The sequence below is a fragment of the Anaerophilus nitritigenes genome (assembly GCF_004138215.1).
In the GTDB taxonomy this organism is placed as follows: Bacteria; Bacillota; Clostridia; order Peptostreptococcales; family Thermotaleaceae; genus Anaerophilus; species Anaerophilus nitritogenes.
In genome coordinates this window covers 45,878-63,473 of sequence record NZ_RYYS01000088.1, presented here as the reverse complement: position 1 = coordinate 63,473, position 17,596 = coordinate 45,878, and the positions used below count along the sequence as shown (strand labels likewise).

The 17,596-nt window shown below is 29.8% G+C and carries 16 protein-coding genes; 15 read left to right on the top strand and 1 reads right to left on the bottom strand.

Features of this window, described 5'->3' with window-relative positions; translation table 11 throughout:
• Positions 1 to 212: 212 nt before the first annotated feature.
• The 5 genes from fliD to EK368_RS12810 all read left to right on the top strand — a co-directional run bounded on the left by fliD (position 213) and on the right by EK368_RS12810 (position 3,534).
• Positions 213 to 1,961, top strand: a complete 1,749-nt coding sequence (fliD, locus tag EK368_RS12830) for a flagellar filament capping protein FliD (protein ID WP_129600320.1) — start codon at positions 213 to 215, stop codon at positions 1,959 to 1,961.
• A gap of 25 nt (positions 1,962 to 1,986) precedes the next feature.
• Positions 1,987 to 2,373 carry a flagellar export chaperone FliS gene (gene fliS, locus EK368_RS12825; protein ID WP_129600318.1) on the top strand — a complete coding sequence of 129 codons (387 nt, stop codon included), beginning with the start codon at positions 1,987 to 1,989 and terminating at the stop codon, positions 2,371 to 2,373.
• Positions 2,374 to 2,385: 12 nt separating this feature from the next.
• Entirely contained in the window at positions 2,386 to 2,826 is a 441-nt protein-coding gene (gene flgN / locus EK368_RS12820; protein WP_129600315.1) for a flagellar export chaperone FlgN, read from the top strand.
• Between the two features lie 12 nt (positions 2,827 to 2,838).
• On the top strand, positions 2,839 to 3,024 hold the full coding sequence (locus EK368_RS12815) for a putative motility protein (protein ID WP_129600313.1): 186 nt from the start codon (positions 2,839 to 2,841) through the stop codon (positions 3,022 to 3,024).
• A gap of 156 nt (positions 3,025 to 3,180) precedes the next feature.
• Positions 3,181 to 3,534 carry a flagellar protein FlaG gene (locus tag EK368_RS12810; protein ID WP_129600311.1) on the top strand — a complete coding sequence of 118 codons (354 nt, stop codon included), beginning with the start codon at positions 3,181 to 3,183 and terminating at the stop codon, positions 3,532 to 3,534.
• Positions 3,535 to 3,565: 31 nt separating this feature from the next.
• Here the strand turns inward: EK368_RS12810 and EK368_RS12805 are convergent, their stop codons facing one another.
• Complete coding sequence (locus tag EK368_RS12805; RefSeq protein WP_129600309.1) at positions 3,566 to 4,021, bottom strand: YaaR family protein; 456 nt, start codon at positions 4,019 to 4,021, stop codon at positions 3,566 to 3,568.
• A 111-nt stretch (positions 4,022 to 4,132) separates the two neighbouring features.
• Between EK368_RS12805 and EK368_RS12800 the strand changes: the two genes are divergently transcribed.
• The 10 genes from EK368_RS12800 (at position 4,133) to EK368_RS12755 (ending at position 17,564) form a co-directional block, all read left to right on the top strand.
• Positions 4,133 to 6,559, top strand: coding sequence for a hypothetical protein (locus tag EK368_RS12800; RefSeq protein ID WP_129600308.1), 2,427 nt, complete (start codon positions 4,133 to 4,135; stop codon positions 6,557 to 6,559).
• Positions 6,560 to 6,585: 26 nt separating this feature from the next.
• Complete coding sequence (locus EK368_RS12795) at positions 6,586 to 6,777, top strand: hypothetical protein (protein WP_129600306.1); 192 nt, start codon at positions 6,586 to 6,588, stop codon at positions 6,775 to 6,777.
• A gap of 35 nt (positions 6,778 to 6,812) precedes the next feature.
• Complete coding sequence (gene flgN / locus EK368_RS12790) at positions 6,813 to 7,298, top strand: flagellar export chaperone FlgN (protein ID WP_129600304.1); 486 nt, start codon at positions 6,813 to 6,815, stop codon at positions 7,296 to 7,298.
• Between the two features lie 1,001 nt (positions 7,299 to 8,299).
• Entirely contained in the window at positions 8,300 to 8,827 is a 528-nt protein-coding gene (hpf, locus tag EK368_RS12785; RefSeq protein WP_129600302.1) for a ribosome hibernation-promoting factor, HPF/YfiA family, read from the top strand.
• A gap of 134 nt (positions 8,828 to 8,961) precedes the next feature.
• Positions 8,962 to 9,555 carry a DUF5317 domain-containing protein gene (locus EK368_RS12780; RefSeq protein WP_129600300.1) on the top strand — a complete coding sequence of 198 codons (594 nt, stop codon included), beginning with the start codon at positions 8,962 to 8,964 and terminating at the stop codon, positions 9,553 to 9,555.
• Between the two features lie 62 nt (positions 9,556 to 9,617).
• Positions 9,618 to 12,296: a preprotein translocase subunit SecA gene (gene secA / locus EK368_RS12775; RefSeq protein ID WP_479722770.1), complete on the top strand. Its 2,679-nt coding sequence runs from the start codon at positions 9,618 to 9,620 to the stop codon at positions 12,294 to 12,296.
• A gap of 17 nt (positions 12,297 to 12,313) precedes the next feature.
• Positions 12,314 to 13,412, top strand: a protein-coding gene (gene prfB, locus EK368_RS12770; RefSeq protein ID WP_129600296.1) for a peptide chain release factor 2 whose coding sequence is annotated in 2 segments (ribosomal slippage) — positions 12,314 to 12,388 and positions 12,390 to 13,412 — 1,098 coding nt in all. Because the reading frame shifts where the segments join, the coding sequence is not laid out codon by codon here.
• 101 nt (positions 13,413 to 13,513) lie between these two features.
• Positions 13,514 to 15,682 carry a Tex family protein gene (locus EK368_RS12765; protein WP_129600326.1) on the top strand — a complete coding sequence of 723 codons (2,169 nt, stop codon included), beginning with the start codon at positions 13,514 to 13,516 and terminating at the stop codon, positions 15,680 to 15,682.
• A 1-nt stretch (position 15,683) separates the two neighbouring features.
• Complete coding sequence (gene ppaX, locus EK368_RS12760; RefSeq protein WP_129600294.1) at positions 15,684 to 16,325, top strand: pyrophosphatase PpaX; 642 nt, start codon at positions 15,684 to 15,686, stop codon at positions 16,323 to 16,325.
• A 78-nt stretch (positions 16,326 to 16,403) separates the two neighbouring features.
• On the top strand, positions 16,404 to 17,564 hold the full coding sequence (locus EK368_RS12755) for an amidohydrolase (protein ID WP_129600291.1): 1,161 nt from the start codon (positions 16,404 to 16,406) through the stop codon (positions 17,562 to 17,564).
• Positions 17,565 to 17,596 lie beyond the last annotated feature (32 nt).

Below are 17,596 nucleotides of genomic sequence, written 5' to 3'. Positions count from 1 at the left end.
TTTAATCTATATGAATTTTACAGGTTAATTTTATTATTTAAGAATTCGATAAAGCATAAAATTCCTATGCTAGTATAAACAATCCAATTCAAAATGCCGATAAAATTTACAGTAATAACGAGATATAATACTAGATATAAAAGTATATTTTATAAAATAATGTGAATTTAAAAAGAAATTATAAATATTAAAAAGAGAAAGGGGCAGTATATATGAGTACTATAAGATTTTCAGGTATGGCATCTAATATGGATACAGAGAGTATGGTAAAGCAATTAATGCAAGTAGAGAGAATGAGAGCAGATAAATATACTCAAACTAGGCAAGTTGCATTATGGAGACAAGAACAATATAATGAGGTAAATAAGGCATATGCAAATTTCATATTAGATGTATCCAAAGAATTTGGGGTAACAAGAAGAAGTACAGGATCAATGATTCAAAATACATCTTCATTAGATTGGGTAAAAAAAGCAGTTTCTTCTAATGAAAATGTAGTTACTGCTAAATCAACTACGGATGCTCCAGTGGGAACACATAGGATAAAAGTAGAAAATCTTGCAGAGGGAATTAGCGGAGCAAGTACTGATTCAATTGGACTTAAAAAAAGTGATACATTATCAGCGTTAGGAGTTGCTGATGGACAAATAACATTTGATGTTGAGGGCAAAGAAGTAATAGTAGATTTTAAAGCTACAGATACTATTGATAGCTTAGTACAGAAAATTAATAATCCGATAGATCATGATAATGATCCTTCTACTAAAGAGGTAGCATTAGGGATTCAAGCAAGCTTTGATGATACTACAGGAAGACTCTTTTTATCTAGTAAAGGAACAGGTAAAAATGCACGAATACATATTAAAGAAGATACAGAACAATTATTTACTGGAGCAAATAAATTTAAATTAAATGTAACTGCTTTTGATGTTAATGGAGATCCAATTGCTAAAGGTCCTATTGTGCAAGGTACAGAAGTGTATGGTAAAAATGCAAAAATATATTTTGATGGAGCAGAAAACCTTGAGTTTGAATCTAACCAATTTACTATAAATGGAATAGAAATTAATTTAAAAAAGGCAGATAATATAGAGTATACTATAGGAGTAGATACAGATGTAGATGGAGTTTATGACAAGATTAAATCCTTTGTAGAGAAATACAATGACTTAATAGATCAAATGAATAAAAAGACTGTTGAAAAAAAATATAGAAGTTATCAGCCTCTTACAAAAGAGCAAAAAGAAGCTATGAAAGAAAATGATATTAAGCTTTGGGAGGAAAAAGCTAAAAGTGGTCTTTTAAGAGGAGATGAGTTCATCAATCGAACTACTCAAACTATGCGTAGTGGATTGTATGAAACGGTTTATGATACATATGATCCTAATAAATCAGTAGTTGAGAATAAAGAAAATAAATTATCTGGATTTAACCAATTACATCAAATAGGGATTACTACAGGAGAATGGAAAGACAAAGGAAAATTAGCCATAAATGAGGAAAAACTAAAAAAAGCTATCAAAGAAGATGTAAATGGAGTGATGGAGCTTTTATTTAAACCATCTTCTGTAAAAGCATCGGATTCAGAGCTTGCAGAAAATAAAGCTTTAAGAGATCAAAAAAGAAAAGAATCAGGTATTTTAAATAGATTATTTGATGATGTTGTGATTGGAATGAAAGAGATTGTCAAAAAAGCAGGACCAGGAGAAAATTCATCATTATATAGAAGTGTAAAATCAAATTTATTGATTGACTTTGTTACAAAGGGAGGGGCTGGAAAAGGATCTATCAGTTTGCTAGACGAAGATGTTTTTGATATGGATAAAAGAATTACTAGAGAAGAAAATAGACTGATTGGTGTGGAAAATAGATATTGGCAAAAATTTACTGCTATGGAGAAGGCTATGAGCAAAATGCAATCTCAAAGTTCATGGATTGCAAGCCAATTAGGGAGTATGTAAAAAATTTTAGGAGGTAAATAGAAACATGATGCTACAAAATCCATATAAACAGATGAATCAATATAAGGAAAATAAAGTACTTATGGCATCATCACAAGAGCTTACTTTAATGCTTTATGATGGAGTCATCAAATTTATCAATCAAGCTATGATTTTTATAGATGAAAAAAACATACAAAAGTCTCATGATTCTATTATTAGAACAAGTGATATTATTATAGAACTAAATAGTACACTCGATATGAAATATGAAGTATCAAAAGGATTAAGAAGTTTATATGACTTTATTTTACAAAGATTAGTAGATGCAAATTTAAAAAAAGATAAAAAAATTTTAGAAGAAATCCTACCACTTGTTACAGAGTTAAGAGATACGTGGAAAGAGGCTATGAATCTTGCAAAAACAAAATAGCGAGGAGATTGTATGAAAATTCAAGAGAATGTTTTATCATGGATAGAAGCTTTAAAAGAAAAGGAAAAATATCTTTATGAATTTTTAAAACTTACTAATGAACAAGAATTTTTTATAGAAGATGATCAAATAGAAAAATTAATAGAACATATAGACAAAAAACAAAGTATTATGGAAAAAATTAACGAGATAGATGAAATGGTTTCAAAAGATCTATCTGCTCAAAGAGAAGTAGCTTCAGAAGAGGTAAAAGTGTGTACAGAAAAGATTAAAAATCTTTTAAGAGAGATAGACAACCAAGATCAAGAAAATACAAAAAAGCTTGAGCATGATTTAGATGAATTGAAGATAAAGATGAAAGAAGTAAAAACAAAGCAACAAGGAAATAAAGTAAGATCTAATTATACGAGACAATATGCAGATGTTCAAGGAATATTTATAGATCATAAATAGGGAGGTAACTCTATGGAAATAAGTGCAATGATGAGTCAATCTATTCATAGTTTAAGACAAGCTATAAATATGACTACATTACAAAAGGCTATGAATCAAGATGCCCAATCTGTAACTACATTACTGGGTGATATGCAAAAGACTATGGAGATGTCTGTACAGCCACATAAAGGATCAAATTTAGATATAACCCTATAATGATAAGGAGGACCTATAAAAAATATTTTTTATAGGTTCTTATCATTTTTTAAAAGATATCTTATGAACTTTTGGTAAATTTACCTATTTGATATAAAGTGAGGACAGAGATATGTCGATAAATACATAGAAAAACCAATAAGGTGGTGTGTATACATGAAGATTGATGGAGGGGTTACAAATTTTTCACAAAATTCAGGAACGAATCCTAAAGATCAAATAGGAATAAAAAAAACGGGAGAAGAAAACCAAGTACTAGATCAAATGAATCAACAAAACTGTATTGGTGAACAAGAATTGATTAAGTCCATAGAAAAAGCCAATAAGGATTTAGTATTGACAGATACCAGTCTTCAGTTTTCTATTCATGAAAAAACAAAACAAGTAATGGTAAAAATAATTAATAACAATAACAAAGAAGTTATAAGAGAGATTCCATCAGAAAAGATTTTAGATATGGTTGCAGCAATGATCGAAAGAACAGGATTGTTTGTAGACCAAAAAGCATAATCAAACCGACCTATTTAGATAGGTCGGTTTTTTACATCATCATATCTACAAGCATTCCACGTATATCATCTAATTTTTTTACTACTTTGATTCGATCTACTTCTTGGTTTAAAAAATCTTTTGTCAAATCTGATAAAGCATGATCTACTTCTTTTACCTTAGAAAAAGTACGATGACGACCTCTGCGGTCTAGAAAACTATCTTTAGAAAAAGAATGAGAATTTTGAACGGTCAAATCTAAAAATTCTTTGACCAATTTTTTATAATCTAAAAGGTCTTGTAAATATAGGCGATCTCCTATTTTTTCGGATTTTTCTACGATCTTGTCATAAAGATCGTGTACTTTTTCTTTCACTTCATCAGATTTTATTTTCTCAAACTTCTCTAAAAAAGCAGAAGGCATTTTAGTATCTTTTTTTAGAGCTACAGCATTAGGGTTTGATATTTTTTGCAAAGCTGTAGGTTGAATAGGTGGTATGGTATTCAAAAGGACACTTCCTTTCTGTGTATTGTTCTAAATTATATATCGTCAATTTTTACAAATAGATTAAGGGAAAGGTCTATTTTGTCGATATATTTTTTAGAAAAAGGGAAAAAGGTGAAAAATATGAATGAACTCAATCAAATTAATTTATTTAAGGTTCAAAAGTATTATAACACAATAAAGAGGCCATTTGATGTTAATGGAACACTGATAGAAAAAAATAAAAACAAAGTAAGTGTAGATATAGGAAATAATAAAATTGCACAACTTGTTTTAAAAAATAATATAGATCAAAGAATAGGAGATCAAGTATCTATTGACAAATCTAAAATCATTTCTTTAAGAATCTATGATCAAAAGAAAGATGATTCTATGTGCAATAATGATCTTTTACAAAAAAGTGGACTAGAGATGACCAAAGAAAATTTAGATATGGCAAAAGCATTAGATGAATTCAATATTCCAGTGAGTCAATCTTCTATAGAAAGTATGGTAGCTTCTAAAAAGTATTTACAAGTGATTCAACAAGAATTAAATCATGATATGGCTATCAAATTAATAGATAAAGATGTAGATTTGGAAAATGATTCAGTAGAAAAGATTGCAAAAACTATTGAAGAAATACAAAAAGAAAAATTAGAGACTCCACTAGAAGAAAAAGTGGAAATGACTACAGAAGAAGCAGAGAAAATAGCTAAAGAAATTTATGGTAGTAAAATGGGCAAAGATATTACAGATGCTATTAAAGCTCTTCATAAGGGAAAAATTACAATTAACAAAAAAAATATAGAAAGAATTTATGATATAGTATACAAATTACAAAAATTAAAAGAAGTAAAAGATGAAAATTATGTAGAGTTATATAAGAAAGGTGAAATTCTTTCAATTGACAACTTATATCACACAAAAGAAGGAATCCAAATCGGAGGAATAGATGCTTTTGAGGATCGATCACCTATAGCTGTAAAGGCTTATGGTGAAAATATGAAATCTTTATTTAATGTAAAAGATTTAAGTGAATTACAAGATAATTTAAAAAGTTATTTAGAAGAATTAGAGGTAGAGATTACAACAGAAAATTTAAAGATTGGAGAACTTTTTTTAAAGCGAGGAGTTTCTTTAGAAAAAGAAACAATAGAAGAGTTCTTAGCCATCAAAAATAGCTCCAAAGTTTTACAATCTAGATTAAATCAAGACATGATTTGTAAAATTGAAAATGCAGGATGGGATGTAAAAAAGCATGATATTCGTATTCTTCATCAAATCATAGAAAATGGAGAAATAGAAAATAATAAGCTTATTCAATATGATCAAATGAAAAATCTATCAAGTAGTGAAATGATCAATGCTTTTTCAAAAATTTCTAATACTCAAGAAATAATAAATACAATCCCCAATCTTTCTTTTAATCAAATTGCATTTCATATGAAAAGAAATATTCCTTTTACATTAAGGGAAATTCAAAAGAGTTATGAAAAATTAAAAAATGAAAAAATTGTAGAAATATCTTCTCAAGAAAAAAATGCTATACAAAGAAGAATAGAAAATGAAAAAACTTTTCAAAGTAAAGAGTTTTCTATTAAAATGAATATGACTATAAAAGCAGGAGAAGCACTTTATGCAAATGGAATGATTTTAAGTGCTGTGAATGTAAAAAAAGCTATAGATGCTTATGAAACTTATACAAAAGTTAGAAAAAATATTTCTACATCTATGATTTTAGATGGAATCAAAGAAAAAATAGATTTAGAAAATATCAATATTAAAGAGATAGATACATATACAAAAGAAAAAATGGATAAACAAAATAAAGAGCAACATTTCAATGAATCTAAAGAAAATAGACATAGTTTGATAGAGGATATTTTATTGATGGAAAGGCAAGAAAATAAAATTATATCTTTATTGATGAAAAATAACCTAGATTTTTCATTAAAAGAAATCAATAAAATAGCATCCTTTTTAAAAAATCAAGATCAGATGGGTCAACAAATAGGAGAAATATTAAAAGTATTAGAAGATGCAGATCATCCTATATTAAAAGAATACAGAATGAAGCTAGAAAATCTATCTAAAACTTTTTCTCAAAAATTAAAAGAAGGAGTTTTTGAAGAAAAAGATTATGATGAGTTTATAGATGATATGAAAAATTTCTCTGAGAATATGAGCTTTGGGGAAGGTCATAAAGATTTAGACCAACATATGAAAAGAATGATAGAAATGATAGAGCTTCAAAAAAATTTAAAAAAGAATAATGTAGCTATTCAGGTACCAGTATGGATGAATCACGAATGCAAAAATCTTCAAATATATTCTACACAAAAGAATATAGACTCCAATAAGATACCACTTAGTACGTTAATTCAACTAGATACAAATACACTAGGGCAAATCAAAATGGAGATGTTTATTAAAAAAGATACAATAGATGTAAAAATTTATACGAATCAACAAGATAAATTTAAAAACCAACTTTCTTTTTTGAAAGATCATTTTAAAGAAGTAGGCTATGATTTAGGAGAGGTTTCTTTTATTATTTAGATATGAAAGTATAGGAGTATAAATGTATGGAAAAAAGAGATGTATTTTCTAAAATAAAGATCAATGAAAATAGATTAAGAAAAGCATATTTTTTAGAAAATAGTATACCTATAGAAGAAAATAATGAACAAAGCGAGGAAGAAAAAATGGATTTACCAAAGGATTTTTATAAAATTCTAGGGAAAATGCTTATTTTTGTTGAGAAAATAGATCGATGATAAAATAAGCTATTAAATAGTGGTGAGGGGATTATATGCATATAAACGATTTGATAGATATACTTGTAGAAATTTCAATCAAAAAAGAAGGAGTACTTAAGAAACTTCTACATTTAACTATTGCTCAAGAAACACTAAGTAAAGATGGAGATATAGAGAAAGTTAAAGATACCATTGAACAAAAGAAAAAGACAATTCATCAAATTCATCAAATGGATATAGATTTTTTAAGTAGTTATAGTAAGTTGAAAAATGAGTTAAAAGTAGAATCCTTAGCACAGATTCATACAAAAAAATATCCAGCTTTAAAGGAACTCAAAAGAAGCATAGAGGATATTACAGGATTTATAAAAAAAATTGAAGAAATAGATCAAAGGAATACAATTCAGATGAAAACTGATTTTGAAAAATTAAAAAAGGAAATGAAAGATTTAAATACAAAACAACAAGGATCTAAAATTGCGTCTATTTATGCAAAAAAATATGCTCAAATACAAAAAAATTTTCCTCCCAAGAAATAGATATTGAAAAATTCTTAAAAACAATGTATAATACTAAAGCATACTTTAGGTCTGTGGTTGAAAGTCCATGCCAGTCGCAGGCAAAGGGATCCACGTAAGGTAAGCTTTAAAAAAGAAGCTGCTGAGCATGGTGCGGCTTAGAAGTAAGACCTGCCAGATATTAAAATTTGAGAGAGGTAATAGTGATAGTAACCCTAGAGCGAACCCTCCAGCAGGCGAGTGTGGGGGCAAAGACCAGGTCAGCTAAATATGTAAAAAATCTTGATGATAAATCAAGATTTTTTTGTTTTTGGTAAAAATTTTAATGCAAATTTTGTAGATGAAAATTCTTTCAAAATTCTACAAAAATAATATGAAAAAATATGTTGTCAGTAAAAACTGCAAAATAATCAAGATGAAATATGTAAAATTATAAATAAATATGCTTCTGTTTATTGTATGATTCGTCAAAAAAATACTTGTCCACTTAAAACACACATTGTTTTCCACAGCTAGAATATTGAAATATAGGTTATCAACAATATTGTCCACATTATCCACAGAAAAATACTAAACAGGCACTGAATATGTTAATAACATGTGGATATTCACAAGTTTACATAGTATGTATAAAATTTAAGGAGAATTTTAAAAGTAAAAACAACAAGAAAATGAAAAATTAGAAAATTCTGTGGATAAAACAGTGGATACTGTTGAAAACTTTTATAAATAAAAAGACAAAATATTTGTTTTAGAAAATATAAGATGGGTAAAATATAGATATAATCGTTGTACTTAAATTTTCTATAATACACATTAAATTATATACTTAATTAAATGTAATATAAGTTTATAATTTCTGTTATTTATTTGAAAAAAGTATATTTATAAATTTTTAAAAGAAATACTTTTTTCAAATAGAGGAAATATCAGTGTGAATATAGAATAAATATAATAATAAGCAATGAAATTTGAGTTGATTTTAACTCATTCATTATATTTGCTGGAAGGAGCTGAAGTATATGATAGTAAAAGTAAGTGGAAAAAATTTAGAGGTTACAGATGCTTTAAGAGATATGATTGAAGGAAAATTAGAAAAATTCGGCAAATATTTCAAGGAAGATGTAGAAGCTCAAGCTACATTGAGTGTAGAAAAGAATAGACAAATTATAGAGATCACAGTTCCTATTAACGGATCTATGATTCGAGCAGAAGAGTCAACAGAAGATATGTATTCATCAGTAGATAAAGTTGTAGATAAACTCAATAGACAAATTAGAAAGCATAAGACAAAACTTCAAAAAAGATACAAAGGACATGACACGATTCGCTTTGAAAATATACCAACTTTAGAAGGAAATAGAGATGAAGCAAAAATTGTAAAAACAAAGAGATTTCCAGTAAAACCAATGGATCCAGAAGAAGCAATTTTGCAAATGGAGCTTTTAGGACATAGTTTCTTTGTATTTACCAATAGTGAAACTGAAGAAGTAAGTGTAGTATATAAAAGAAAAGATGGAAATTATGGATTGATAGAGCCAACCTTTTAAAAGAACAGCAAATGCTGTTCTTTTTTTTCTGGAGGAAACAAATAAAGATTGATTCCTATTGAGTAATAAGTTTATAATAGACTTATTCAACAATGTAAAATCACAATAGAGATAGGACTAGGGAGTGAGAGGATATGTTTGAAGGAGCATTAATCGGATTTTTATTAGGAAAGTTAAGGGGAGGAAGGTTATCAAATATTAGATTTTTACATATTAAATGGTGGCCTGTTCTTATTTTTGCCTTTGGATTGCAGATTTTAGGATTTTTATTTTCTGATTTTACGTGGGTATGTTATTATGGGGGGCTTTTAGACGTTGTATCTTTATTAGCTATAGCAGGGGTAGTAGTGCTGAATAGAGAGAAAAAAGGAGCTATAGCATTGTTTATAGGAGTGGTATTAAATTTATTGGTGATTTTTATTAATAAAGGAAGAATGCCGATTTCTATAGATGGTTTAGAATTTGCTGGGAATGAATTGTTGGCTGAGCAAATAAAAAAAGGAGAAATGATTCGATATATTGCATCTGGTGAAGCGGTAGGTTTTAGTAGAGGATTAGCAAAATATATTGTAGTACCAAAGCCTTATCCGTTTGCAAAGGTTTTGAGTATAGGAGATTTGTTTATGACTTTAGGGGTGATTCTTTTTATACAAAGGGAAATGTTAAAACTTAGATTTGGACAAAAAGTAGCTACTATGATAAAAATTCCTTATAAAGGGAAAGAATAAAAATAAGAATTATGGTACAATGAAATTTGGAGTATGATTTACTGTAGAGAGGATGGATAATTATGAATCTTTTAGAGAAGATTTTTGGAAATTTTAATGATAGAGAAGTCAAAAAACTATTTAAAATTGTTGATGAAATAGAATCATTTGAAGATTCTATACAAAAATTAAGTGATGAAGAATTAAAAAATAAAACAAATCAATTTAAAGATGAACTTGCAAAAGGAAAGACATTAGATGATATTTTACCAGAGGCTTTTGCTGTTGCAAGAGAAGGAGCATGGAGAACTTTAGGAATGAAGCATTTTCGTGTTCAATTATTGGGAGGAATCGTTCTTCATCAAGGAAGAATCGCAGAGATGAAAACTGGAGAAGGAAAGACATTGATGGCAACTCTTCCTGTATATTTAAATGCGTTAGAAGGAAAAGGTGTACATGTAGTTACTGTAAATGATTACCTTGCAAAACGTGATGCGGAATGGATGGAAAAAGTTTACAATTTCTTGGGGTTATCTGTAGGGTGTATTGTTCATGGAATTACGAATCAACAAAGAAAAGCTGCATATGAAGCGGATATTACTTATGGAACAAATAATGAGTTTGGATTTGATTATTTAAGAGATAATATGGTTTTATATAAAGAAGAGATGGTTCAAAGAGGTCAAAATTATGCGATTGTGGATGAGGTAGATAGTATATTAGTAGATGAAGCAAGAACACCTCTTATTATTTCAGGAGCAGGAGAAAAATCTACAAAGCTTTATCAAATTGTAGATCAGTTTATAGGGAATTTAAAAAAAGATGTAGATTATGTCATGGATGAAAAAGCCAATACAGTAGTATTGACAGATGAAGCAGGTGGAGGAGTAGAGAAAGCTGAAAAATTCTTTGCGATTGAAAACCTTGCAGATCCTGAAAATATGGAAATTTCTCATCATATTAATCAAGCATTAAAAGCTCATACTTTGATGAAAAGAGATAAAGACTATGTAATAAAAGATGGAGAAATTGTCATTGTAGATGAATTTACAGGAAGATTGATGTTTGGAAGAAGATATTCAGACGGACTTCATCAAGCTATAGAAGCAAAAGAAGGTTTAGAAGTACAAAGAGAATCAAAGACTTTAGCAACAATTACACTGCAAAATTATTTTAGAATGTACAATAAGCTCTCTGGGATGACAGGGACTGCAAAAACAGAAGAAGACGAATTTAAACATATTTACAATATGGATGTAGTTGTAGTTCCTACCAATAAATCTATTCAAAGACATGATTTATCTGATTCTGTTTACAAAACAGAAATGGGAAAATTTAAGGCAGTTATTGATCAAATTGTGGAAAAACACAAAAAAGGTCAACCAGTGCTAGTTGGTACTATTTCTATAGAAAGATCAGAATTACTTAGTAAGATGCTAAAAAAACAAGGTGTAGCTCATGAAGTTTTAAATGCAAAGCAACATGAGAGAGAAGCTGAAATAGTTTCCCAAGCAGGAAGATTTGGTGCTGTAACGATTGCTACGAATATGGCAGGAAGAGGTACAGATATTGTTTTAGGTGGAAATCCAGAGTTTATGGCAAAAAAAGAAATGAAAAAAAGAGGATATAGTGAATATATTCTTTCTATGGTGACAAGTTTTGCAAAAACAGAAGATGAGGAAATCATAAAAGCAAGAGAAGAATATAGAAAGCTTTATGAAAAAATCAAAAAAGAAACAGATGCAGAAAAAGATAAGGTGGTAGAGGCTGGAGGTCTTTGTATTTTAGGTACAGAAAGACATGAGTCAAGAAGAATTGACAATCAGTTAAGAGGTCGTTCTGGTCGTCAAGGAGATAAAGGATCTTCTCAATTTTTCATTTCTCTTGAAGATGATTTAATGAGACTATTTGGAAGCGAAAGAATTCAAGGGGTAGTAGAAAAACTTGGGATGGAAGATGATGAACCAATAGAAGCAAAACTTCTTTCAAAATCTATAGAGGGAGCTCAAAAAAGAGTAGAAGGCAGAAACTTCTCTATCAGAAAACATGTTCTTCAATATGATGATGTTATGAACAAACAAAGAGAAGTTATGTATAATGAAAGAAAGAAAGTATTAGAAGGAGAAAACCTCAAAGACCATGTGATGGGTATGCTAGAGGGTATTATAGATAGAAGTGTAGAAAATTACACAGCTGAAGCCAAATTTCCAGAAGAGTGGGACTTAAAAGGTTTAGAAGATTATCTTTCAATTTTATTTTTACCAAAGGGAAGTTTATCTTTTGATGATTTAGAAGAAATGACAAAAGAAGATTTGAAAAATAGAATTATAAAAATTGCAAATGATTTATATACTGCAAAAGAAGAAGAAGTAGGAGAAGAAAGAATGAGAGAGCTTGAAAGAGTGATTCTTCTTCGTATTGTAGATAACAAATGGATGGATCATATTGATGCTATGGATCAATTAAGACAAGGAATTGGACTTAGAGCTTATGGACAAGAAGATCCAGTAAGAGCTTATCAGGTAGAAGGATTTGATATGTTTGAAGCTATGACTTTGGCTATTCAAGAAGATACTATAAAACATTTGTTTAATGTAACTGTTCAAACAGAAACAGAAAGAAAACAAGTCGTTAAAGTAATAAAGGTTAGTGGAGGAGATGAACCACAAAATCAGACAGTTACTAAGGAAAAAGAAGTTGGAAGAAACGATATGTGTCCTTGTGGAAGTGGTAAAAAATATAAAAAATGTTGTGGACAATAAGAACCGAGGTGTGTAGGATGATACAGCTAGAGCAGTTAAAACATGAACTTAGTTTATTAAAAGATCCTCTTAAAGATTTGAGTGTTTCACTTTGACCTAGAAAATTTAAAAGAAGAGGAAGAAGATTTAGGTTATAAGGCAATGGATCCATCCCTTTGGGAGGATCCTCAAAATGCACAAAAAGTTTTACAAAGAGTAAAGCACATTAAAGATAAAATAAAAAAATATGAAGATATTTATGAAAAATATGAAGAACTAGACTTACTACTCGAGATGGCCATAGAAGAGGGCGATTTGTCTGTTGTAAAAGAAGCAGACCAAGAAGTTGTGTATTTAAAAGAAGCAATGGAGAATATGAGAATTGAAACTCTTTTATCAGGAGAATATGATAAAAATAATGCTATTTTATCTATTCATGCGGGAGCAGGAGGATTGGATGCTCAAGACTGGGCAGAAATGCTTCTAAGAATGTATACAAGATGGTCAGAGAAAAAAGGATATAAAATAAAAACTTTAGATATTTTGCCAGATACGGAAGCGGGTATTAAAAATATTACTTTTCTTGTAGAAGGAGAAAATGCTTATGGTTATTTAAAAGGAGAAAAAGGTGTTCATAGAATTGTTAGAATTTCTCCTTTTGATCCTTCTGGAAAAAGACATACTTCCTTTGCTTCTTTAGATGTAATGCCAGAGCTTGATGAAGACATTGTGATTGATATTAATCCTAATGATTTAAAGGTGGATACCTATAGAGCCAGTGGAGCAGGAGGACAGCATGTCAATAAAACAGATTCAGCAATTCGAATTACCCATATTCCTACAGGAATTGTAGTACAGTGTCAAAATGAGAGATCTCAACATAGCAACAAAGAAACAGCTATGAAGATGCTTACTGCAAAGTTGATAGAATTAAAAGAAAGAGAACATAAAGAAAAAATTGAGGATTTAAAAGGTGATTATAGTCAGATTGCATGGGGAAGTCAAATTAGGTCTTACGTTTTTCATCCATATAATTTGGTCAAAGATCATAGAACCAATGCAGAGATGGGAAATGTACAATCTGTAATGGATGGAGATATAGATTTATTTATGAATGAATACTTAAAGAGTTTGTAAAAGTAGCCGTTAGGCTACTTTTTTATGAATATTATTGCAAGAAAAAAAACATATCTATATAATGGAAATTATAAAGAGTTGAAAGGAGATTTTACAATTTGATGATACAACAATTACAAAAGGAATTTCAAATTAAGGCTTCACAAGTAAAAGCTACTATTGAACTAATTGATCAAGGAAATACGATTCCGTTTATAGCTAGATATAGAAAAGAAATGACAGGTGGACTCAATGATATTATTTTGAGAGAATTGTCAGAACGGCTGATTTATTTAAGAAATCTTGAGAGTAAAAAAGAAGAAGTGATAAGACTTATTGAAGAACAAGGAAAGTTGACAGAAGAAATCAAGGAAAAAGTACAAAATTCAACTACGTTGACAGAAGTAGAAGACATATATAGACCATTTAGACCTAAAAGAAGAACAAAAGCTACCATTGCAAAGGAAAAAGGATTAGAACCTTTATCTGACATGATTTTTTCCCAGGAAATATTCGACGGCAGTATAGAAGATATAGCTCGAAAATTTGTAGATGAACAAAAAGGCGTGAGCAATGTAGAAGAAGCAATTAATGGTGCTTTAGACATTATCGCAGAAAAAATTTCTGATGATGCTACATATCGAAAAAAAATAAGAAATATCACTTATGAAAAAGGTATCCTATTATCTCATGGGGTAGATCAAGAAGAAAAAACCGTTTATGAAATGTATTATGATTACAAAGAGCCTGTAAATAAAATAGCAAATCATAGAGTTTTGGCTATTAATAGAGGGGAGAAGGAGAAAAAACTAAAAATAAAGATAGATGTACCTATAGAAGATATTCTTTTCTTTTTACAAAAGTCTATATTAAAACCTAAAAGTCATACAAGAGAAATTTTAATTACTGCTATAGAAGATGCTTATAAAAGACTTATTGCGCCATCTATAGAAAGAGAGATCAGAAATGATTTAACACAAAGAGCAGAAGAAGAAGCCATTAAGGTATTTGCAAAAAATACAAAACCACTTTTATTAATTCCACCAATCAAAGATGTTAGAGTTCTTGCCATAGATCCAAGCTATAGAACCGGATGTAAAATTACTATTTTAGATGAAACTGGAAAATTATTAGATTATGCTACCATTTATCCTAATGCACCCCACCACAAAGTAGAAGAAGCTAAAAAGGTCATAAAAGAGAAGATTAAAAAGTATAATATAGATATCATTCCTATTGGAAATGGTACAGCATCAAGAGAAACAGAATTTATTGTAGCTGAGTTGTTAAAAGAAATAGATAAAAAAGTATATTATACTATTGTCAGCGAAGCAGGAGCTTCTGTATATTCTGCATCAAAGCTTGCAGCAGAGGAGTATCCAGATATAGATGTATCGATAAGAGGAGCTATATCCATAGGGAGAAGACTACAAGATCCATTGGCAGAGCTTGTAAAAATTGATCCTAAAAGTATAGGGGTAGGACAATACCAGCATGATCTAAATCAAAGCAAATTAGGAGAGAGTCTTAAAAATGTAGTAGAAGACTGCGTAAATAGTGTAGGTGTAGATTTAAATACAGCAACTCCATCTCTTCTTAAATATGTATCAGGAATTTCCTCATCTATTGCTAAAAATATTGTAGGGTATAGAGAAGAAAATGGAAAGTTTCAAAATAGAGAAGAGCTTAAAAAGGTAAAAAGATTAGGAGATAAGGCTTATGAGCAATGTGCAGGTTTTCTTAGAATATCTTATGGGGACAATCCATTAGACAATACAGCAGTTCATCCAGAGTCTTATCCTATTACTATAAAGCTTGTAGAAAAATTAGGATACTTAAAAAATGATATTGAGAATGGGAAATTAAAAGATATAGAGTCTAAAATACTAGAATATGAACAAGGAAATACATTAGAGCAAAATATAGAAAAAATAGCTTGTGAATTAGAAGTAGGTATTCCTACACTAAAGGATATTATACAAGAAATCAAAAAACCTGGTAGAGATCCTAGAGAAGAAATGCCAAAGCCAGTATTTAGATCAGATGTACTCAAAATGGAAGATTTAAAGATAGATATGATCATGATGGGAACTGTAAGAAATGTAGTAGATTTTGGAGCATTTGTAGATATAGGAGTCAAACAAGATGGGCTTGTTCATATTTCACAGCTGAGTGAAAAATTTATAAAAAGTCCTATGGATATAGTAGCAGTTGGAGATGAAGTAAAAGTAAAAATTATAGATTTAGACATAGAAAGAGGTAAGATTTCACTAACTATGAAAGGGGTATAAAATGGCTGTTAAAAATATATTATTTGATTTAGATGGGACACTACTAGATACAAATGAGCTAATTATTCAGTCCTTTCAACATACTTATAAGACACATTTAAAAAAGAATGTGCCTAAAGAAGAGATCATAAAGTCTTTTGGAGAAATATTAAAAGTTACATTGGATAGAGAGTTTAAGGATTTAAGTGATATAGCATTAAAAACTTATAGAGATTTTCAATTTAGTAGATTTGATGATTATATTACTATGCATAAAGGAGTAAAGGAAGGACTCAAAAGATTATATGATGAGGGGTATCGTTTGGGGGTAGTGACTTCAAGATTAAACGACTCTGCTAAAAGAGGATTAGACTTATTTCATCTAACTAATTATTTTGATGCTATTATTGGTGCAGATGATACAAATATTCATAAACCAGATCCTACTCCTGCTCTTTTAGCACTAGAGAAAATGGGTGCTAAGGTAGAGGAAAGTATGATTGTAGGAGATAGTCCCTATGATATTTTATGTGGAAAAAATGCAGGAATGATTTCTGTAGCCGTTGGGTGGAGTGCTCTTCCACGAGAAATGTATATAAAGCATAATCCGGATTATGTGGTGGAAAGTATGGAAGAATTGATAGAGATTATAAAAAGTTTATAGGGAAAGGATAAAAGACTTTTTATAGAGAACTATGAGTGCTATAATTGAAAGAAAATAACAAAAGTGGGGGGATTTCTTATGTTACTCATCAAAGATGCTACCATTTGGACCATGGAAGGTACAAATTATGAAAGAGCAAGTATATTGATAGAAGAAAGAAAAATAAAAAAAATAGGAGAAAATATAGACGTTCCTGCAAATACAAAAATAATAGATGCTACCGGGAAAATTGTTATGCCAGGATGTATTGATGCCCATTGTCATTTGGGCATGTGGGAAGATGCTATAGGTTTTGAAGGAGCAGATGGAAATGAAATGACAGATCCTGTAACACCACACCTAAGAGGTATAGATGCAATTAATCCTTTAGATAGAAATTTTGAAGAAGCAAGAGAGGGAGGTATTACTACTGTAGCTACAGGACCTGGAAGTGCAAACGTATTAGGAGGACAATTTGCAGCTATAAAAACTTATGGAGATCGTATTGATCATATGATTGTAAAGGAACCACTCGCACAAAAATGTGCTTTTGGAGAAAATCCAAAAAGAGTATACAATGGAAAAAAGCAAACTCCTATGACAAGGATGGCTACAGCTGCTATCTTACGAGATACTTTATATAAAGCAAAAAGATATAAAGAAAAATTAGAAGCTTCAAAAGATGATTTATCAAAAAAACCTCCTTATGATATGAAATTAGAATCATTACTTCCAGTACTAAGAAGAGAGATTCCTCTAAAAGCTCATGCGCATAGAGCTGATGATATTTTTACAGCCATAAGAATTAAAAAAGAATTTAATGTGAAAATGACTCTAGAACATTGCACAGAAGGACACTTAATTGTAGATGAATTAAAAGAAGAAGGATTATCTGCAATTGTAGGACCAAGTTTTGGAGAAAGACCGAAAGTAGAGCTTAAAAATACAACTTTTGAAACTCCAGGTATTTTAAATAATGCAGGAATAAAAGTAGCTATTATGACAGATCATCCTGTAATACCTGTACAGTATCTTCCTATGTGTGCAGCATTTGCAACAAAAGCAGGGATGAAAGAAGAAGAAGCTCTAAAGGCTATTACTATTTATCCAGCAGAAATTTTGGAAATTGATGATCGAGTAGGAAGTATCAAAGAAGGAAAAGATGCAGATTTAGTAATATGGGATGGACATCCATTTGACTTACAAACAAGGGTGAGTTATACAATTATAGATGGGAAAATTGTATACGAACAAAATTAAAACGTGTAGGGAACGCCCCCCAGTATCGTTCT